The following is a 20,375-nucleotide window of genomic DNA, read 5'->3' as shown; positions in this document are numbered from 1 at the left end:
CTGTTACCAAAGAATATACAAAACAGCAGAATATTCCAAATACTGGCGAATTGCACATATAAAGTCTGGTCGGACTATAATACCCGTTCGAATACGCATGCCAACCGGACTTTCATACCTATGCAATACGTGTCTACCCGCGCCAACGGTGCAACCGCTTCCCAATCTCCACAACAATTCTCGGATATCCTGCTGGGCGGCCTGGCCCCGGACGGCGGCCTGTACCTGCCGACTGAATACCCGCAAGTGACGGGCGCCGAGCTCGATGCGTGGCGCAAGCTGCCCTATGCCGATCTGGCATTCGAGATTTTGAAGAAGTTTGCCACCGATATTCCGGAAGCAGACTTGAAAGCGCTGGCGCACAAGACATACACCGCCGACGTGTACCGCAACGCCCGCGCCGGCGAATCGGCTGCCGACATCACGCCGCTGCGCGTGCTGGAAGAGGGCAATGGCAAGAAGCTGGTCTTGCAGGCGCTGTCGAACGGTCCGACGCTGGCGTTCAAGGACATGGCCATGCAATTGCTGGGCAATCTGTTTGAATACGCGCTGGCCAAGAAGGACGCGCAACTGAACATTTTCGGCGCCACGTCCGGCGATACCGGCAGCGCGGCGGAATATGCCATGCGCGGCAAAAAAGGCATCAAGGTGTTCATGCTGTCGCCGCACAAGAAAATGAGCGCATTCCAGACTGCGCAGATGTTCAGTCTGCAAGACCCGAACATTTTCAATATCGCGGTTGAAGGCGTGTTCGACGATTGCCAGGACATGGTGAAAGCCGTATCGAACGACTTGCCGTTCAAGGCCAAACAAAAGATCGGCACTGTCAATTCCATCAACTGGGCGCGCGTCGTGGCGCAGGTGGTCTATTACTTCCGTGGCTACCTGGCGGCGACCACGTCGAACGACGAGAAAGTGTCGTTCACGGTCCCATCGGGTAACTTTGGCAATATCTGCGCCGGTCACATTGCCCGCATGATGGGCCTGCCGATCGACAAACTGGTAGTGGCCACCAATGAAAACGACGTGCTGGACGAATTCTTCCGCACCGGCGTGTACCGCACGCGCAAATCGGCGGAAACATACCATACCAGCAGCCCGTCGATGGACATTTCCAAGGCGTCGAACTTCGAGCGTTTCATTTTCGACCTGGTGGGCCGTGATTCGGAACGCACGCGCGCCCTGTTCACGAAAGTCGATACCCACGGCGGCTTCGACTTGTCCGGCTATCCGGGCGGCGACGGCGACGAATTCCACAAAGTGAAGGAATACGGCTTCAAGTCCGGCAAGTCCACGCACGAAGACCGCCTGGCGACGATCCGCGACGTGGCGGACGATTACGGCATCGTCATCGACACGCACACGGCGGACGGCATCAAGGTCGCCAAGGAAAACCTGGAACCTGGCGTGACGATGATTGTGCTGGAAACCGCGCTGGCAGCCAAGTTCAATGAAACCATCCTGGAAGCATTGGGCCACGACGCGGAACGCCCGGCCGGCTTTGAAAACATTGAAGCGCTGCCACAGCGTTTCGTCGTGATGCCGGCCGACGTGGACAAGATGAAAGACTACATTGCTTCCAACACGGGGCTGTAAATGGCGGGACCAGGCGAAAACAAGCCCAGGCAGCCGATGCTGACGGTGCGCGAAGCGCTGGATTTCCTGCTGGGCGCGGCGCGTCCCGTGCAGGAAGTTGAAACGCTGCCGACACTGGAAGCGAATGGCCGCGTGCTGGCGCAGGCGCAAGTGTCCGGCATGAATGTGCCGTCCGCCGACAATACGCAGATGGATGGCTACGCCGTGCGCGCTGCCGATTGCGCCAGCGGTGCGGCGACGTTGACGGTGTCGCAGCGCATCCCGGCCGGCCATGTCGGCCAGCCACTGTTGCCGGGTACCGCGGCGCGCATCTTCACGGGCGCCATGATCCCGGAAGGGGCGGACGCCGTCGTCATGCAAGAACAGTGCGAACTGGCCGGCAACCTGGTGACGGTCAATCATGCGCCTAAGGCGGGCGAATGGATACGCCGCGCCGGCGAAGACATCACGCACGGCAGCGTGATCCTGGCCGAAGGGACGCGCTTGCGCAGCCCGGAACTGGGCCTGGCCGCGTCGGTCGGCCTGGCGCAATTGCCGGTGCGCCGCCGTTTGCGCGTGGCCGTGTTCTTCACGGGCGATGAATTGACGATGCCGGGCGAACCACTGGCGCCGGGCGCCATCTACAACTCCAACCGCTTTACGCTGCGCGCGCTGCTGGAAAAGCTGGGCTGCGACATCACGGATTTCGGCATCGTGCCCGATTCGCTGGACGCGACCCGCGCCGTGCTGCGCCAGGCGGCGTCGGGCAATGATTTGATCATTACGTCAGGCGGCGTGTCGGTTGGCGAGGAAGACCACGTGAAGCCTGCCGTGGAAGCGGAAGGCAAGCTGAATATGTGGCAAATCGCCATGAAGCCGGGTAAGCCGCTGGCCTTTGGCGAAGTGCAGGACGCCTTCTTCGTGGGCTTGCCAGGCAATCCGGTATCGAGCTTTGTCACCTTCCTGATGTTCGTACGGCCATTTATCCTGAAGCTGCAGGGCGTGCGCGATGCGGCAGCCCTGGCGCCGAAAACATACCCGCTGCGGGCAGACTTTGACTGGCTGAAGGCGGACCGCCGCAATGAATTCCTGCGTGCGCGCTTGAATGAGCACGGCGGCCTGGAGTTGTTTGCCAACCAGGGTTCCGGCGTGCTGACGTCGACCGTATGGGCCGATGGCTTGATCGACAATCCTCCGGGCCAGGTGATCAAGCGCGGCGACACCGTGCGCTTTATTCCATTTTCCGAGGTGATGTCGTGAAGCTGACGTTGCGATTTTTTGCCAGCGTGCGCGAAGCGCTGGGTACGCCGTCCGATACGGTTGAACTGCCGGATTCCATTGCCACCGTGGCCGACGTGCGCGCAGCGCTGGTGGCGCGCGGCGGCGCGTGGGCTGCGGCGCTGGGCGAAGGCCGCACGCTGCGCATGGCGTGCAACCAGACCATGTGCAAGCCGGATGCGGCCGTCAAGGAAGGCGACGAAGTCGCGTTCTTCCCGCCGGTGACGGGCGGCTGATTGACAGGCTCACTGTTCGACCAGTAATCCCAGCAGCACCAGCGATTGCTGCCAGCCCAGGTAGCACTGCTGCGCCGGAATCACATCCGGCACACCTTCCTGCACAATGTTGACTTCCGTCCCGCAGTCATGTGCTGTCAGCGTGACGGTGGTCTGCATTTCGCCCGGCAGGTTCGGGTCGTCAAACGTGCCCGTATAGCGCAATACGGCGCCCGGTTTCAATTCACGGTACACGCCGCCAAATGAATGGCCGTGGCCCGTGCCGATGTCCGTGAACGACATGCGGTAGCTGCCGCCTTCCTTGGCATCCATCTGGTGCACCGTGCACGTATAGCCATTGGGCGGCAGCCACTTGGCCATCGATGCCGGGGTCAGGAAGGCGTGGTAAATGCGCTCCGGCGTGGCGCGCAGGATGCGGTGCAGGCGGATGGTGCTCATGGTGTTCTCCTCAAGGTGAATTGTCGGGGCTTACATGGCGACGACGGACGACGGCCGCAGTAATCGACACCGGTACGACATCGTACGCAAAATAATTTTGTTGTGGATCACACAACTGTGAATTAATGCGTCAAATAAGTTTCCGCATGGAATAATTGTTTCCATGAGGGGAATGTCGTATATACTGTGTTCATCCATTCTCCGGCCACCTCATCCCGCGGCCAGAGCGCAATACAGCGTCGCCTCCTCCCTGCGGCCAGCATTCCAGGAGGACTTATGCGCGCGTTTTTCGACCGGCTGCCTTTCCGCACCCAGCTCATCGCCGGTTTCGGCTTTCTTGCCGGACTGATGTTTTTCAGCGACATGCTGAACATGGCGGACAGCGCCCGCAACTTGGCTGCCGTCGAGCATTATTTCCGCACCGAAGGCCGCATTGCCAACCTGGCAGGCGACAGCGTCGCGGCGCTGGAAAAAGCGCGCCGGCTGGAACAGGAATTCCTGCAGCGCATGCGCGCAACCAGCGGTGAAGCGGCTGCCCCGGATGCCGCGCGTCCAGTATTCGACCAGTTGGCCGTCGTGCGCGGCATGATGGCGGAAGTGCGCGCGCTGAAGGGCGATGTATCGACAGCGCGCCGTACACGTGCAGTGGAAACCTACACGCTGCTGTACGAGCACCACTTCCTGCGCGTCGTGCATTTATATGGGCAGACTGCGCACTTTTCCGCCGTGTCCCGCGCGCTGGATGGCGCAATGTCCGGCGTGCCGCAATGGCAGGCGGACGTCCGTGCGCTGCATGGGGCCGAGCAGCAATACTTGCGCGGCGGCGCGGCGCGCGATGCAGTGGGCACGGAAAGCGCCATCGTGCGGTTGCAGCAGCACATTGCGCAAACGGCGATACCGGACGACAGGCGCCGCGCCGCACATAACGCCGTGCTGCGCTTCAGCGACGCGTTTTCCGCTTATGTACAAACGCAGCAGGAAATCGACAGCGCCAGCAATGAGTACCTGGCGGCTGCGCGTGAAATCGAGCCCGCGCTGGCGCAATTGCGCGAACAGGCTGCGGCAGCACAAGACAGCGTGCGGGGCAAGCTGGCCGGCGGCGCCAACTGGATGGCCGTGCTGGGCGGGCTGGCATGGCTGGCGTATCTGGTGGCGGCCATCGCGCTGGCGGGCTGGATGGTGAAGGGCTTGCAACAGTGGGCCGCGGCAGCGCTGGCGTTTTGCCGGCAGTTGGCGGCGCGCGACTGGACAGCGCGCATGCCTGAACCACCGGGCAACAATGAATTGGCGCGTTTGGCGCGGGCCATGAATGGCATGGCGGACAGTTTGCAGCAAGGCAGTGCGCAGCAGGCGCTGCACGCGGCCGGGCTGGAAAAAGCCAACCGCGCGCTGCGTATGCTGTTCGGCTGCAATGAAAGCATGATGCGCGCCGTCAGCGAACCGCAATTACTGGACGCGGCGTGCCAGCAGCTGGCCACGGAAGGGGGCTATCCGCTGGTGTGGATCGGCGTGCCTTGCCATGATGATTTGTCCAGCATCCGTGCCGCCGCTGTGGCGGGAGAACAGGCCGCCAGCGTCACGCAAAGCTGTCCGCTGCACTTTTACTGGGGCGGCGCGCCGGAAGAGCGCGGCCTGGCCGGGGAAGCCATCGTGCGCGAACAAACCGTGGTGGTGCGCGCGCAAGACGGCTGCCCGGGTGAGCGGGGTTTTGGCAGCGCCGCCGGATTGCCGCTGATGTGGCGTGGCGAAATGCTGGGCGTACTGGTGCTGTATGCCGACAGCGTGCACGGTTTTGAACGCGACGAACTGCAATTGCTGCAAGACCTGGCAGGCGACCTGGCCGCCAGGCTGGCCGGGCTGCGCGACACGTTGCGCCGCCGCCTGGCTGAACAAGCGATGGATTACCAGCACCGCCACGATCCGCTGACCGGCTTGCCGAACCGTTCGCTGCTGGGAGAACGGCTGCAGCAAGCCACCATCCGCGCCATGCGCGACTCGCAGCGGGTGGCCGTACTGGTGCTGGGGCTGGACCGCTTCCGCACCATCAGTGCGCAATGCGGCAATGACGCCGCCAATGAATTGCTGAAACACGCGGCGCATATGCTGACTGCCGGTTTGCGCGATGGCGATACGGTGGCGCGCTTGCTGGGCGATGAATTTGCTGTTGTCGTGGGGGGGCTGGCGGCGCAGGAAGACGCCATGACGGTGGCAGCCAAATTGATGGCGGCCGTGCAGCAGCCTGTGATCGTCAATGGCATTCCCTTATCTACCACGGCCAGCGTCGGCATCAGTTTGCATTTGCGCGATGGCGCGGACACGGCCACGTTGCTGTGCTGCGCCAACGCAGCCATGATCAGCGCGCAAGCGATGGGCGGCAACCGCATGCGCTACTACGCGCCGGATTTGAATGAACGGGCCGTGCGCCTGGCAGCGCTGGAAACGGATTTGCTGCGGGCTTTGGCGCAGGGCGAGCTGGCCATACACTACCAGCCGCGCGCCACCTTGGCGACCGGTGGCATCGTGGCGGCCGAAGCGTCGCTGCGGTGGCGCCACCCGCAATGGGGGATGGTGCCGCCGTGCGAATTCATCGCGGCGGCCGAACGGTCAGGCTTGAGCATCGAGCTGGGACGGTGGGTGTTGCGCGGCGTCTGCCGGCAGTTGCGCACGTGGCAAGACCAGGGGCGCCAGCCGCCGGTAGTGGCGCTCCAGTTGACGGCGCGCCAGTTCCGCCACGACAGGCTGGAAGCCGAGATCCGTTCAACGCTCGCGGAATTCGGCGTGGCGCCGGACCGGCTGGAATTCGAGATCGCGGAAGCGACGGTCATGCACCGTCTCGATGAAGCCATCATCCGTTTGCATGCGCTGCGCGCCATCGGGGTGCGCCTGTCGCTGGAAGATTTTGGCGTCGGCCATTCGGCGATCGGCCGCTTGCGCGACATGCCGGTGCAATCGCTGAAGATTGCCTCGTCGTATGTGCGGCATATGGCGGACAATGCCGCCCACGCGGCCGTTTGTGGTTCCATCATCGCTCTGGCGCATACCCTGGATTTGACCGTGGTGGCGGAGGGCGTGGAGTCCGAAGACTCCGCGCGCTACCTGCGCGAACAGCACTGCGATGAAATCCAGGGGCACTACGTGGCGCAACCGCTGGTTGCCGAGGAATTTGCCGGCTTGATGGGGCGGCAGGTGGCGATGGCGTGACGGCGTGTACAATGCTGTCCCTTATGGAACAGACCACCCCCACGCCTAACAATGATGTAGCCCGCGTCGCCATTATCGGCGGCGGCCCGGCCGGCCTGATGGCGGCCCAGACGCTGGCGCAAGCCGGTATTGCCGCCGACGTGTATGACGCCATGCCGTCCGTCGGCCGCAAATTCCTGCTGGCGGGACGGGGCGGCATGAACATCACGCACTCGGAAGATTACGCCACCTTCATAACGCGCTATGGTGCGCGCGCCGAAGTGCTGCGGCCCATGCTTGACGCTTTTACACCGGAACAGGTGCGCAGCTGGATCCACAGCCTGGGGATCGAGACGTTTGTCGGCACATCGGGCCGTGTTTTTCCCACTGATATGAAGGCGGCGCCGCTGCTGCGCGCATGGCTGCACCGGTTGAAAGAGCAGGGCGTGCGTTTCCATCAGCGCCACCGCTGGGTGGGATGGACGGACGACGGCGCGTTGCGGATCGAGGCGCCGGAAGGCGAACTGCTGGTACGGGCGCAGGCCGTTGTGCTGGCGCTGGGCGGCGGCAGCTGGGCGCGGCTGGGTTCCGATGGCGCATGGGTGCCGGTGCTGGCGCAGGCGGGTGTCGATACCGCGCCGCTGGTACCATCAAATTGCGGTTTTGATGTGGGCTGGAGCGAACACTTCAGTTCCCGCCATGCGGGCGAACCGCTGACCACGGTGGCCATCGGCTATGACGGCGGCGAAGGCGTCACCGTATGGAAAAAAGGCCAGTTCGTCGTGACGGCGACGGGGATCGAAGGCAGTCTCGTGTACGCAGTCTCCGCGCCGCTGCGCGACCGCGTGCTGCGCGATGGCAGTGCCACGCTGTATCTGGATTTGCTGCCGGACTTTTCTGAAGCGCGCGTGCTGGAGGAAGCGGCCAAGCCGCGCGGTTCGCGCTCGATGTCCAGCCATTTGCAAAGCCGTCTGGGGATCAAAGGCGTCAAGGCCGGCTTGTTGCGGGAATGCGCGAGCAAGGAAGAGTGCGCCGATCCCGTATCGCTGGCCCGCGTGCTGAAACGCTTGCCCGTGGTGCTGCGGGCGCCGCGTCCCATTGACGAAGCCATCAGCAGCGCCGGCGGCGTGCGCTTTGAAGCGCTGGACGGTACGATGATACGGGCGCTGCCGGGTGTGTTCGTGGCCGGTGAAATGATGGATTGGGAAGCGCCGACGGGCGGATATTTGCTGACGGCGTGCTTTGCGACCGGGATCCAGGCGGCGAACGATGTGGCTGCGTGGCTGGACACTAACCGTTAAAGCAATTCAATCCCGAAGCGCCGCAATAGTGCGGCAAACAAGCCGAAGCAGGCGGCCGTGATGGCGACACAGGCCAGCAAGGTGGGCCAGAAGCCGATGCGCGGCAGCAGGACTGGAAATGCCAGGAACATGGGCAAGGTCGGCACGACGTACCAGAACGTGTACCATGCGTGGCTGGCGATTTTCTCCTGGGGCTGGTGCTCGGCATACAGCCAGATCAGCGCAAGGATGGTCACGAGCGGCAATGCAGCCACGAAGCCGCCCAGTTTGTCGCTGCGTTTGGCGAATTCGGAAACCAGCACCACGACAGCAGCGGTGATCAGGTATTTGGTGAGGAGCCAGGCCAAGAGGTGATTTCCAGAGCAACAGTGGAGAGGGGAGCCGCAATTGTTGCACAGGCAACGAGCTGCGGCAATTTGCCAATGCTAAAACAACTCGCCCTGCGGCGAGGCCACTGTTTCACGCGGCGCCGCCTCGGCAGTCATCCATTCAGCCGGATACGCTTTTAGGAAATCCCACGCCTGTTGCGGGTCCTTGCAACTGAGCCACGCATCATAATCTTCGCGCCGGATCACCACGAGCGAGCGCTTTTCATCGCCGGGTTTGTGAAAGCGCCGCATCAGCGCGTGATCGTCGGCATTGATGGTCAATTGCGTAAACGAGCGGGCGCGTGTGCCGTCCGGTTCTATCCACGTGCGGTACAGGCCGGCCACGGCAAATGGCGCATGGTCCGCCATGGAAATTGCCCACCGTTCCGCGCGGCCGCTTTCATAATTCGGTTCAAAGAACGCTTGCATCGGCACCAGGCACAGGCGGCAGTTGTGCCACGCGCCCCGGTAGGTGCGCAGGTCGGCCACGGTTTCCGACCGGGCATTCATGGTGGTCATGCGCTGGCCGGGTTCCAGCTGCGACTGGGGAATGAAGCCGTAGGACGCCACCACCAGACGGCGGCGGCCATGAGTGTCGTGTACGATGATGGGGCCGCGGTAATCCTGGTACAGCTCGTCGCGCCAGTCTTCATGGACTTCCAGCGGCGTACGGAAGAATTCAAGGCACAGTTGGCGGGAAACGGTGACGTAGTTGACACACATCCCCGTATTATAAGTAAGTATTGAGCGTCATTGGTTCCAGCTGACTTCGCCCGAACCCGTGCGGCTCACGTTGCGGGTATCGGGATTGCCGTACACGCGGATATCGCCGCTGCCGCGCAGGGTCAGTTCGGCAGAGCGGCGGGCAAATACGTTGGTGGTGCCGGAACCTTTGAGGTTGACCGTGACCTGGTCGGATGCCATGTGCTGCGCATCCAGGTCGCCCGAACCATTCAAGTCCGCGTTCAGCGTTTTGCAGCTGCCGCTGGTCTTGATCTGGCCGGAACCAACCATTTCCAGCGCGACTTTGTCGCTGTTACCCGTGTTCAGGTTCAAGTCGCCGCTGCCATGCACGCCGGCTTCCACTTGCTTGAAGCGGCCATTGAATTTCACATTGCCGGAGCCAAACAGCTGCACTTTCAAGCGTTCGCCGGAAAAGCCATCGACATTGCTGTCACCCGTGCCGTGCACTTCCAGTGCCGCCAGCGATGGCAGTACGAGTTCCACTTGCAGCGGACGGCGGTGGTGGAACAGCATACCCTTGGTGCCGATGTGCAGTACGTTGCCATCCTGTTCGGTGGCGACATTGGCCAGCAAGCGCTGTTCGCCGCGTACTTTCAGCGATGGCTTGTCGCCCTGGATCAATGTCAGGTCGATCGGGCCGGACAATTCCACCGACGTAATGCCGGGGGCGATGGTGCGGGTTTCGCTGCCGACCGCGCGGCCAGCCGCACTGGTGGGGTTGGTCTGGCCATGGGTGCGCAGCATGCCGTAGGCAAATGCAATCAGCACGAAGGACAACAGCAGCAGGCTGACGCCGATTTTAATCAATGCTCGCATGGTGTTTCTCCTGTCCGCTTTAGCGGCCCCTCAGCAGGGAAAAATTCATCTGGATATAGCGCTTGATGCCGGCGATCGTGTATTTCGTCACGACCAGGCTGAGCAGGCACAGCATGATGCCAAGGATGACCATACCCATGCCGAACGCCGTCTGCGTCACGCGCGATTCGTTATCCAGTTCGGTGGAAATCTTGACGGTGCCGTTGGCAACCCGTTCCGCCTTTTCCATGATGCGGCCGGACGCCGTCTCATGTTCGTCATCGTCGTCCGAATCGGCCTCGTCGTGGCGGTCCTTGTCCTGGAATACTTCAATGCCTGTCTGGCCGATCGACACGCGGGTTTGCGCGCCACGCTCTTCATCGCCAAAGTGGACGAATTCGCGGAACGGGCCGTCGAGTACCAGCTCGTTGGTGCCGGCCAGCCCGCTGGCGGTAATGGCGACACCGGACAAATAAAATGCGAAAGCGCACGCATAAACTGCGGTCAGCAGCGACGCAAACACGATGGCCGGCACCACCATGAACAGGTTGAACACGGCCAGGCCGACGAATGATACAGCCATGCGGGCCCAGTTGGCGGGGCTCCTGGCTTGCTGGTAGGCAGCCATGTGGACGCTGGCGCGCAGGCCCATGGCGATTTTGCGCGGCTCGCCCAGTTCTTCGGCGATGTCCTGCTCGCTGCGCCCGGCCACCATGCCGTCGATGAAGCGCTGTTCGTATTCCGCCATCGTGCGGGCCACCGTTTCCGGGGGCAGTCCCGCCAGGGCTTTTTGCAGCGCTTCCAGGTATGCCTGCTTATTCATTACATAATCCTCTTGCCTGATGCGCTTAGTTCAGCACAGTCTGGTGTTGCAGCGGTATCACCGCCGCACCGCGTTCGACGTCCACGATCACCGCCGTGGCGGCTGTGACCAGTGCCAAAATTGCCAGGGTTTTCAATGTCAGTCCGAAATTCATCGCTATGCTCCAATGCATTGTTCGATGATGTGACTGTACGCAAACCCACCTGTATAGGCCACTGATGTGCGACAAGATGCATATTTGACGGAGCAGACGGCTAAATTCAGCGATAGTCGGTTGCAATGTGGTGCGTCATTTCTTGCGCTTAAGCAACTCCAAGGCAGCCGCCATGCCGCTGCGGACGGCTCCCTCCAGTGTGGCCGGGTACTCGCCGGCCGTATAGTCGCCGGCCAGCACGAGGCCGGGCAGGCCGGTCGCGTTGGCGGGACGGTCGAGCGCTGGTGCGCAGGCAAAGGTCGCGCGTTTTTCCGTGATGACGCGGGCCCATTGCGGTTGCGCCAATTCAGGGCGGCGCAGGACCTCGGCCAGTTGCCTGGCGCAGGCTGCGGTCAATTCAGCCTGGCCCAGCGCGGCAGCCTCGCCGGATGCGCTGATGATGACGGCCAGCAAGCCGGCTTGTTTTTCATCGAGCTGGCCGCGGTCGAAGACGAACTGGCCCCAGTGGCCGGCCGGTGGCGTATCGATCAGCGCGATAAATGGCAAGTCGAGCCGGACGCCGGGCGCGTACTGCAGGTAGACGGTCGTGATGGCTTCATACGTGAAGGCGCGCAGGCGGGTAGCCAGGGCGGCAGGCGTTGCCGGCTCGGGCTGCCACGTGACGGCATCCAGCAGTGATGCGGCATGGGGCGCGCCGCAGGCCAGCACGACCGCATCGTAGCCATGTTCCCACTGGTCGCCCAGTGCGGCGCCGGAAGCTTGCACGCGCCAGCCGCCATCGGGTTGCGCCAGCAGTGCGGTGGCTTTGGCGCCCGTGTAGACTGTGCCGCCGTGTTCGGTGACGTAGCGCGCTGCCAGGTCCGGCAGCAGGGCGGACAAGTCCACCTTGGGCACCAGCATGTCGGAAGCGGCGCGGCTGGCGCCCAGGCTGTCACGCAGTACGGCCAGGAAGACGTTGGCAGAAGCGCGTTCCGGCGGCGTGTTCAGCGCGGCCAGGCACAGTGGACGCCACATCAGCGTGGTCAGGCGCGGTGTCTGGTCGAAACGGTGCAGCAATTCCGTGACCGTGCAATCCGTGTCGAATTGCCAGCCCATCCAGCGGGCCGTGGTGGAAAATCGCGCCAGGCTGAGTTTGTCTTCGCGCTGCAACCCGGTGGCGCGCAGCAGCGCGCCCAGCAGGTGGAACGGGGCGGGCAGGCGTGGGGCAATGAAATCCATGCCGCCTGCGCCGGGGGCATAGCGCATTTGCAGCGGCACGTTGAGCACGGCGGACGGGATATCGGCGCCGACCTTGCGCAGCAGCTTCAGGGTGTCGCGGTAGGCGCCCAGCATGATGTGCTGGCCGTTATCCACATTCCGCCCGTCAATCTCCACGCGGCGCGCGCGGCCGCCAAGTGTGCGGGCCGACTCCAGCAAGGTCACATGCATACCGCGCGAAGCCAGTTCCACTGCGGCTGCGCAGCCAGCCCAGCCGGCGCCAATGACGGCAACACGCCGCACGCTCATGGGCAGCTCCTTTGCCGGCTAGCAAAAAAGTCCCTGGCGCCTTTTTTCCAAGCGGAATTTAAGTCCCTGGGACTTTTTTGCATATAAGTAACGCCGCGCAGATCAGCCACGGATATAGGTTTTCCATGCCAGCCACAGTTTGCGGATCGGCGTCAGCGAAATGCGCTGGTTCAGCACGTGGAAACCGTCGTCCTGGATTTCCGTCAGCAACGTGCGGTAAATCGCCGCCATGATCAGGCCGGGACGCTGGGCGCGGCGGTCCTCAGCCGGCAACAAGGCAAACGCTTCGTCATACATTTGCTGCGCGCGCTCTGCCTGGAAGCGCATCAGCTTTTCAAAGTTTTCACTGTGGCGGGCATTCAGCAAATCCGCTGCCGTCACATTAAATTGCTGTAATTCGTTGACGGGCAAATAAATGCGGCCTTTACGGGCATCTTCACCCACGTCGCGGATGATATTCGTCAGCTGGAATGCCAAGCCTAACTTTTCAGCATATTGCAGCGTTTCCGGCCTGGTCGCGCCAAAAATACTGGCCGATAAAATGCCGACCACGCTGGCCACGTGCCAGCAATATTTTTTCAAGCCGGGATAATCCAGATAACGGGTCTGGTTTAAATCCATTTCCATGCCATCGATAATGGCCTGCAAATGCTCCTGTTTCAGCTGGTACGTCTGCAAATGCGGCGCCAGTGCCTGCGTGACCGGGTGATTCATACTGCCCTGGTACATGCCGGCGATTTCCTTGCGCCACCAATCCAGTTTCACGCGCGCCACTCCTTCATCCGTGCATTCATCCACGGTGTCATCCACTTCGCGGCAAAAAGCATACAGCGCCATAATGGCGCGGCGCCGTTCCACGGGCAGGAACAGGAAGCTGTAATAGAAACTGGACCCGCTGGCGGCGGCTTTCTGCTGGCAGTATTCGTCAGGAGACATTTCGAGAGGCAAAAGTGTTGATGATTTGTGGATGCCCGGCCTGAAGGCCCGGCACCCAGTGATCTCAAAAAAGCCGCTATTCTAAGCGATGCGCCGCTATTGCGAGCTTTTTCAACTGCCTGCGCATGGTCAATGCACGCCACATCACTTTCAGCCAGTCCATTTTGCCCAGCTTCGGACGGTGGCGGAACACGTCATAATCGACTTCTTCTATGGCTTCCAGGATGCGCAAGCCGCCTTGCACCACCATGCGCAATTCGAAACCGATGCGTCCCGGCAGGCGCAGCGCCAGCGGGGCGCCGGTTAACATCAATTCCCGCACCCGCGCCACTTCGAATTTCATTAAATTGCGCCATTTGGCCTGGCCGTCCGTGTGCCCCAGTTGCGCGGGCGATACAGCAAAGCGCGTCAAATCTTCCAGCGGCAAATAAATCCGCTCCTTGTGCAAGTCTATGGCGACGTCTTGCAGGAAATTAATGATTTGCAGGGCGGAACAAATCGCGTCCGAGTCCCGTACATTGTCGTCACTGGCTTCTTTATACAGCGACAGCATCAGCAAGCCGACAGGATTGGCGGAGCGGGCGCAGTAATCCAGCAAGTCGCCGTAAGTGCGGTAGCGCTGCACGACGACGTCTTGCTGGAAGGCCGACAGCAAGTCGTGGAAAGGCGCCATCGGCAGCTGGTGATCGCGGATGACGCCGGCCAGCCGCTCGAACATCGGCGGCAATCCCGCGTCATTGCGGGCAATGCGCTGCAATTGCTGTTCATACAGCGCCAGTGCGGCCAGCCTTTCGTCAGGCGTCGCGTCGCCTTCATCGGCCAAGTCATCGGCGCTGCGGGCAAAGGCATAAATGGCTTCCACTGCCGGCACGAGGCGGCGGGGCAGCAGGATGGAAGCAACGGGAAAATTCTCGTAATGGTCGACTGGCATAGAGGCTAACAACTAAATGACGCGAAAGTCATTTGCATTCGGAACGACTAGGCATATAATTTTTGATTGACGGAAAGTCATTCTCTTGACCGGCATCATAGTGCCTGGACGACAATGCTGCAATGAAGGCATCGGCGGCCCCGGCAATACAATAAAGGACAACACCGTGTCTCCACTGCATTCCCTCCGCCCCGCATCCCGTTTGACCATGCTCGCAGCCAGCGTTGCCGCCGCGCTGGCGCTGGCCGGCTGCCATCAAACGGAAGAAAAATCCGAAGACATCCGCCCGGTGCGCGCGCAGCAAGTGCGCGCCAGCGATATTGATTTGCTGTCGGAATTTGCCGGCGACGTGCGGGCCCGCGTGGAATCGCGCCTGGGGTTCCGAGTGGGCGGCAAAATCGTCGCGCGGCTGGTTGATGCCGGGGCCGTGGTCAAGAAGGGCCAGCCGCTGATGCGCCTGGATCCGCAGGATTTGCAGCTGGCGGAAGCCCAGGCGCAAGCGGCGCTGCGGGCGGCGGAGACGCAGCGTGATTTCGCCAAGGCGGAACTGAAGCGCTATCAAGAGCTGATGGCGCAAAACTATGTCAGCCAGACCTTGCGCGACAGCAAGGATGTGGCGTTCAAGGCAGCGCAAGCCAACGTGGATGCGGCGCGCGCAGCGCTGAAGGGGCAGGCCAACCAGGCGGCGTATACAACATTGGTGGCCGACGTCGACGGTGTCGTGACAGCCGTGAATGCGGACGTCGGCACGGTCGTCGCGCCCGGCACGCCCGTCGTGCAACTGGCGAAATCGGGCGAAAAAGAAATCGTCATCGGCGTGCCGGAAGACAAGGTCGATGCATTGCGCGGCGTGTCCGACGTGCGCGTGCGCCTGTGGGCCCATCCTGACCAGGTCGCGCAAGGCAAGGTGCGCGAAGTGTCGCCTGCGGCCGACCCCGTCACGCGCACGTATCCGTTCAAGGTGACGATTCCTGACAGCTTGCCGGACGCGAAACTGGGCATGACGGCGTACGTGGCGTTTGCGTCGAAAACGCCGGAAGCGCTGATCCACGTGCCGCTGTCGGCCCTGTTCTATGAGCGCGGCGCCACGTCCGTGTGGGTGGTGGAAAACGGTACGGTGCGCCTGGTGCCGGTCCAGCCCGGCGGCGTGTCCGGCAATGAAATGGTACTGAAAGGCGGCTTGAAACCGGGGCAGGTGGTGGTCACGGCCGGAGTCAACCAGCTCAAGCCAGGGCAGAAAGTCACGATACTGGGCGGTGAAAAAGCGCCGCCCGCCGCGCCGGCTAAAGCCGCCGCCAGCGCCTCCGCCAGCGGAGCCGCCAAATGAAAGGCGGCTTTAACCTTTCCCGGTGGGCGCTGGAGCATATTCCGCTGACCCGCTACCTGATGGCCGTGCTGCTGATCGGCGGCATGCTCAGTTATACCAACCTGGGCCAGGACGAAGACCCGCCATTCACGTTCCGCGGCATGGTGGTGCGCGCCATCTGGCCAGGGGCGACGGCGCTGCAAATGGCCGAGCAAGTCACCGACAAGCTGGAAAAAAAGCTGCAGGAAACGCCATACATCGATGAAATCAGCAGCTATTCGAAGCCGGGCGAAACCACGATCATCTTGCGCCTGCGCGAATCAGCGCCCGCCAAGGATACGCCGGCCGCCTGGTACCAGGTGCGCAAGAAGCTGGGCGATATCCGGTATACGTTGCCGCAAGGCGTGCTGGGCCCGTTCTTCAACGATGAGTTCGGTGATACGTTCGGTTCCATCTTTGCGCTGTCGGCCGATGGTTTTACGTATGCGGAGCTGAAGGATTACGCAGACTTTGTGCGCCAGCGCCTGCTGGCCGTGCCGCAAGTGGCGAAAGTCGACTTGCTGGGCGTGCAGGATGAAAAGATCAACATTATCTTTTCCCACAAAAAGTTCGCCACCTTGGGCCTGCCGTTTGAAGCCATTGTCGGCCAGATTGCCGCGCAAAACACGGTGGAATCAGCCGGCGTGCTGGTGACGCCGCTGGAAAACCTGCAAGTGCGCGTGTCCGGCGCGCTGAAAACTGTCAAAGACCTGGAAAGGATGGAATTGCATGCCAATGGCACGACATTCCGCCTGGGCGATTTCGCCACCATCGAGCGCGCTTACCAGGATCCGCCGCAAGACAAGATGCGCTACAACGGCAAGGAAGTCATCGGCTTGGCCGTGTCGATGGAAAAGGGCGGCAACATCATCAAGATGGGCAAGGCGATGGAAATTGCCGCGGAGGAAATGCGCGGCAAGCTGCCGGTCGGCATTAACCTGGAGCGCGTGGCCAACCAGCCTGCCGCCGTGTCGGCGTCCGTCGGTGAATTCGTCCACACGCTGGTGGAAGCCATCCTGATCGTGCTGGCCGTCAGCTTCCTGTCGCTGGGCCTGCACAGCAAACCCAAGCTGCGGCTCGATGCGCGCCCCGGCCTGGTGGTGGCGCTGACCATCCCGCTGGTGCTGGCCGTGACGTTCCTGTTCATGCACATCCTCGACATCGACTTGCACAAGATTTCGCTGGGTGCGCTGATCATTGCGCTGGGGTTGTTGGTCGATGACGCCATCATTGCCGTGGAAATGATGGTGCGCAAAATGGAAGAAGGGCACTCGCGCTTTGACGCCGCCATTGCCGCCTACACGTCGACGGCCATGCCGATGCTGACGGGAACGTTGATTACCGTGGCGGGCTTCCTGCCGATCGGGCTGGCCAAATCCATGGCGGGCGAATATACGTTCACGCTGTTTTCCGTCAATGCGCTGGCGCTCGTGATTTCCTGGTTTGTCGCCGTGATTTTCACGCCGTATATCGGCTACGTGCTGTTGCGCGTGCAGCCGCATGCGGATGGCCACCATGAATTGTTCGACACGCCCGGCTACCGCAAATTCCGCAAGCTGGTGAACTGGTGCGTCGAGTGGCGCATGGTGACGATTGCCGCCACCCTGGGCATTTTTGCGCTGGGTATTTATGGCTTTAAATTCATTGAAAAGCAATTCTTCCCGGATTCCAGCCGGCCGGAATTGATGGTGGAAATGTGGACGCCGGAAGGGTCGTCGTTCCAGTTGAATGAAGGGCTGGTCAAGAAATTTGAAGGCATCGTGGGTAAATATGACGGCGTGGCCAGCATCACCAGCTACGTCGGCACGGGCAGTCCCCGTTTCTATTTGCCGCTGGACCAGATTTTCCCGCAGTCGAACGTATCGCAAATGGTGGTGCTGGCCAAAGATTTAAAAGCGCGCGAAGCGATCCGCAAGAAAATCACTGCGCTGTTCAAGACGGATTTCCCGGAAGTGCGCGGCCGCGTCAAGCTGTTGCCAAATGGCCCGCCGGTGCCATACCCGGTGATGTTCCGGGTGTCCGGTCCGGAAGTCGCGCAAGTGCGGGCGCTGGCGGACGACGTCAAGGACATCATGCGCGCCAACCCGAATACGGTCGGCGTCAACGATAACTGGAATGAGTCGATCAAGGCGTGGCGCCTGGACCTGGACCAGGACAAGATGCGGGCGCTGGGCATCACCACGCAAACCGTGATGCGCTCCGCGAATACGATTCTGTCCGGCACGACCATCGGCCAGTTCCGCGAAGGCAATCGCCTGATTGACATCGTGGCGCGCCAGCCCGTGGATGAGCGCGCCACAATGCAGGCGCTGCAAGATACCAACTTGCCGACCGCGTCCGGCCGCTCGATTCCCATCAGCCAGGTGGCGCGCGTGCATTTCACGTGGGAACCGGGCGTCGTGTGGCGCGAGGGCAGGGAATGGGCCATTACCGTGCAGTCCGACGTGGTTGATGGCATTCAGGGGCCGACCGTGTCCGGGCAAATCATGCCCAAGCTGGAAGAGTTGAAAAAACGCATGCCGGCCGGCTACCGTATCACCGTCAAAGGGGCGGCAGCCGATACAGGCGCTGCTGAAGCGTCGATTGCCGCCAACTTGCCGCTGGCCGTGTTCATTATCTTCACGCTGCTGATGCTGCAGCTGCACAGCTTTAAACGGTCGCTGATGGTGTTCCTGACGGGGCCGCTGGGGATTGCCGGTGCGGCCGGCGCACTGCTGATCATGGACCGGCCGCTGGGCTTCGTGGCCAACCTGGGCGTGATTGCGCTGTTCGGCATGATCATCCGCAATTCCGTGATTCTCGTGGACCAGATCGAACAGGATATTGCCCAGGGTGTCGAACCGTGGGATGCCGTGGTCGAGGCGGCGGTGCGGCGCTGCCGTCCGATTGTCTTGACGGCGGCAGCCGCGGCGCTGGCCATGATTCCGTTGTCGCGCTCAGTCTTCTGGGGGCCGATGGCAGTGGCGATTATGGGCGGGCTGATTCTTGCCACGGCATTGACGTTGCTGTTCTTGCCGGCGCTGTATGCGGCATGGTTCCGGGTTAAAAAACCGGTGCACAAGACTTGATGGCCATTGAGGAATGCATATCCGGAAAAATTTTCAAGCAATTGCTGTGTAAATGTTGTGGTAAAGCTAAAAAAGCCCTTCCACATTCCGGCAAAAACAGTAAAATACCGCGTTGAAGTTGAAAGCCCCCGTTTTGACGGGGTAAGGGTGACCCCGTTTTCAATAGAAAGTCGGGTCGCCCTTTGCTTTTGTACAAATACGCCGCGAGGATGGCGAAATTGGTAGACGCACCAGGTTTAGGTCCTGACGCCAGCAATGGTGTGGGGGTTCGAGTCCCCCTCCTCGCACCACAGTATTCTTTACATTTTTTGGACGATTTTTACATGGCAACTGCAGTCGAAAACCTGGGCAAACTCGAACGTCGTATCACGATCTCCTTCCCGCTGACCGACGTCCGCACGGAAGTGGAGAAGCGCCTGAAAGTGCAAGCCAAATCGGCTAAAGCACCAGGCTTCCGTCCTGGCAAAGTGCCCCTGAAAATGGTCGCAGCACAATACGGTTACCAAATCGAAACCGAAGTGCTGAACGATAAAGTCGGCCGCGCATTCAACGATGCCGCCAACGAAAATCAACTGCGCGTGGCAGGCTTCCCACGTATCGAACCTAAGAACGACGCGCCAGAAGGCACGCTGTCGTTCGACGCCACCTTCGAAGTGTATCCGGAAGTGGAAATCGGTGACCTGACCACCGTGGAAATCGAGACCGTCAAAGCCGAAGTCACCGACGTTGAAATCGACAAGACCATCGAAATCCTGCGCAAACAGCGCGTGCACTTCCACACCAAAGGCGAAGCCGGCGAACACGGCGACGGCGGCGAAGCCATCGCTGCCAACGGCGACCGCGTGACCGTAGACTTCGTTGGTTCGATCGACGGCGTTGAATTTGCCGGCGGCAAAGCTGACGACTTCGTGTTCGTGCTGGGTGAAGGCCGCATGCTGCCAGAATTCGAAGCCGCTACCGTTGGCCTGAAAGTGGGCGAATCCAAGACGTTCGACCTGGCCTTCCCAGAAGACTACCATGGCAAAGACGTGGCCGGCAAAACCGCGCAATTCACCATCACGCTGAAAAAGCTGGAATGGGCGCACTTGCCGGAAGTCGACGCTGAATTCGCCAAATCGCTGGGCGTGGCGGATGGCGACCTGGCTAAAATGCGCGAAGACATCAAGGTCAACCTGGAGCGTGAAGTGCGCGGCCGTGTGAAAGCACGCAACAAGGAAGCCGTGATGCAGGCGCTGGTGAAAACCGCTACCCTGGAAGTGCCGAACGCGCTGATCGAGCAAGACACGCAGCGTCTGGCTGAAATGACCCGTCAAGACATGGCGCAACGCGGCATGAACGTGAAAGACGTGCCATTCCCGCCAGAACTGTTCAAGGAAAAAGCAGAACAGCGCGTACGCCTGGGCCTGATCCTGAACGCGCTGGTTGCACAAAACAACCTGCAAGCCGAGCCTGAGCAAGTCAAAGCACAAATCGAAGACTTCGCACAATCGTACGAAGATCCACGTGAAGTGCTGAAGTACTACTACAGCGATCGCCGCCGCATTGCTGAAGTTGAAGCCCTTGTATTGGAAGAAAACGTCGTTAACTTCGTTTTGGGCCTGTCGAAAAATACGTCGAAGGAAGTTGCCTTTGACGAATTGATGGGAAGCAACGCGCAAGCGTAATCCAGCGTCAGGCGTCCGGCCTTTGAAAGAGGG

Annotated in this window: 17 protein-coding genes and 1 tRNA gene; 9 read left to right on the top strand and 9 right to left on the bottom strand. The window is 61.2% G+C overall.

Annotated features, from left to right (window positions below; genetic code table 11):
* Positions 1-120: 120 nt before the first annotated feature.
* From thrC to moaD, 3 genes are read left to right on the top strand one after another with little or no spacing between them, the layout of a single operon-like run.
* Entirely contained in the window at positions 121-1,596 is a 1,476-nt protein-coding gene (thrC, locus tag GM668_RS19575; RefSeq protein WP_155440634.1) for a threonine synthase, read from the top strand.
* Positions 1,597-2,835 (top strand): molybdopterin molybdotransferase MoeA, encoded by a 1,239-nt coding sequence (locus GM668_RS19570; protein ID WP_229499564.1) that lies wholly within the window; start codon positions 1,597-1,599, stop codon positions 2,833-2,835. It abuts the gene before it with no gap.
* Positions 2,832-3,089, top strand: a complete 258-nt coding sequence (moaD, locus tag GM668_RS19565) for a molybdopterin converting factor subunit 1 (protein WP_170305717.1) — start codon at positions 2,832-2,834, stop codon at positions 3,087-3,089. Before GM668_RS19570 ends, moaD begins: the two co-directional genes overlap by 4 nt.
* Positions 3,090-3,098: 9 nt before the next feature.
* Here moaD and GM668_RS19560 read toward each other — a convergent pair whose 3' ends face one another.
* Positions 3,099-3,527, bottom strand: a complete 429-nt coding sequence (locus GM668_RS19560) for an SRPBCC family protein (RefSeq protein ID WP_155440632.1) — start codon at positions 3,525-3,527, stop codon at positions 3,099-3,101.
* Positions 3,528-3,803: 276 nt separating this feature from the next.
* Here GM668_RS19560 and GM668_RS19555 point away from each other — a divergent pair, with 276 nt between their 5' ends.
* A complete protein-coding gene (locus GM668_RS19555) occupies positions 3,804-6,728 on the top strand; it encodes an EAL domain-containing protein (RefSeq protein ID WP_155440631.1) in 2,925 nt (974 codons plus the stop codon).
* A 23-nt stretch (positions 6,729-6,751) separates the two neighbouring features.
* Positions 6,752-8,008 carry a TIGR03862 family flavoprotein gene (locus GM668_RS19550; RefSeq protein ID WP_155440630.1) on the top strand — a complete coding sequence of 419 codons (1,257 nt, stop codon included), beginning with the start codon at positions 6,752-6,754 and terminating at the stop codon, positions 8,006-8,008.
* On the opposite strand, the gene GM668_RS19545 is transcribed toward GM668_RS19550, so the two are convergent.
* The 8 genes from GM668_RS19545 to hpnC all read right to left on the bottom strand — a co-directional run bounded on the left by GM668_RS19545 (position 8,005) and on the right by hpnC (position 14,265).
* Positions 8,005-8,355 (bottom strand): DUF3147 family protein, encoded by a 351-nt coding sequence (locus tag GM668_RS19545; protein ID WP_155440629.1) that lies wholly within the window; start codon positions 8,353-8,355, stop codon positions 8,005-8,007. The genes GM668_RS19550 and GM668_RS19545 overlap by 4 nt on opposite strands.
* Before the next feature lie 78 nt (positions 8,356-8,433).
* Entirely contained in the window at positions 8,434-9,099 is a 666-nt protein-coding gene (locus GM668_RS19540) for an SOS response-associated peptidase (RefSeq protein WP_155440628.1), read from the bottom strand.
* A 27-nt stretch (positions 9,100-9,126) separates the two neighbouring features.
* Positions 9,127-9,936 carry a head GIN domain-containing protein gene (locus GM668_RS19535; protein WP_155440627.1) on the bottom strand — a complete coding sequence of 270 codons (810 nt, stop codon included), beginning with the start codon at positions 9,934-9,936 and terminating at the stop codon, positions 9,127-9,129.
* Positions 9,937-9,955: 19 nt separating this feature from the next.
* Positions 9,956-10,738 carry a DUF1700 domain-containing protein gene (locus tag GM668_RS19530; RefSeq protein WP_155440626.1) on the bottom strand — a complete coding sequence of 261 codons (783 nt, stop codon included), beginning with the start codon at positions 10,736-10,738 and terminating at the stop codon, positions 9,956-9,958.
* Between the two features lie 25 nt (positions 10,739-10,763).
* Positions 10,764-10,892 (bottom strand): hypothetical protein, encoded by a 129-nt coding sequence (locus GM668_RS31465; RefSeq protein WP_260115522.1) that lies wholly within the window; start codon positions 10,890-10,892, stop codon positions 10,764-10,766.
* Between the two features lie 135 nt (positions 10,893-11,027).
* Positions 11,028-12,398 carry a hydroxysqualene dehydroxylase HpnE gene (hpnE, locus tag GM668_RS19525; protein ID WP_155440625.1) on the bottom strand — a complete coding sequence of 457 codons (1,371 nt, stop codon included), beginning with the start codon at positions 12,396-12,398 and terminating at the stop codon, positions 11,028-11,030.
* 102 nt (positions 12,399-12,500) lie between these two features.
* A complete protein-coding gene (gene hpnD / locus GM668_RS19520; protein ID WP_155440624.1) occupies positions 12,501-13,334 on the bottom strand; it encodes a presqualene diphosphate synthase HpnD in 834 nt (277 codons plus the stop codon).
* 76 nt (positions 13,335-13,410) lie between these two features.
* A complete protein-coding gene (gene hpnC / locus GM668_RS19515; protein WP_155440623.1) occupies positions 13,411-14,265 on the bottom strand; it encodes a squalene synthase HpnC in 855 nt (284 codons plus the stop codon).
* A gap of 208 nt (positions 14,266-14,473) precedes the next feature.
* On the opposite strand from hpnC, the gene GM668_RS19510 reads away from it, so the two are divergent.
* The 4 genes from GM668_RS19510 (at position 14,474) to tig (ending at position 20,342) form a co-directional block, all read left to right on the top strand.
* Positions 14,474-15,592 carry an efflux RND transporter periplasmic adaptor subunit gene (locus GM668_RS19510; protein ID WP_155440685.1) on the top strand — a complete coding sequence of 373 codons (1,119 nt, stop codon included), beginning with the start codon at positions 14,474-14,476 and terminating at the stop codon, positions 15,590-15,592.
* Complete coding sequence (locus tag GM668_RS19505) at positions 15,589-18,678, top strand: efflux RND transporter permease subunit (RefSeq protein WP_155440622.1); 3,090 nt, start codon at positions 15,589-15,591, stop codon at positions 18,676-18,678. The genes GM668_RS19510 and GM668_RS19505 overlap by 4 nt, the downstream gene beginning before the upstream one ends.
* A 203-nt stretch (positions 18,679-18,881) precedes the next feature.
* Positions 18,882-18,968, top strand: a tRNA-Leu gene (locus tag GM668_RS19500).
* Positions 18,969-19,001: 33 nt separating this feature from the next.
* Positions 19,002-20,342, top strand: a complete 1,341-nt coding sequence (tig, locus tag GM668_RS19495) for a trigger factor (protein WP_155440621.1) — start codon at positions 19,002-19,004, stop codon at positions 20,340-20,342.
* The last annotated feature ends 33 nt before the right edge of the window (positions 20,343-20,375 follow it).

Origin of the sequence: Pseudoduganella ginsengisoli (genome assembly GCF_009720865.1) — a bacterium.
GTDB classification, from domain to species: domain Bacteria; phylum Pseudomonadota; class Gammaproteobacteria; order Burkholderiales; family Burkholderiaceae_D; genus Rugamonas; species Rugamonas ginsengisoli.
Note: the sequence above shows the minus strand (reverse complement) of the source record. Positions and strands in the feature narration are given on the sequence as shown.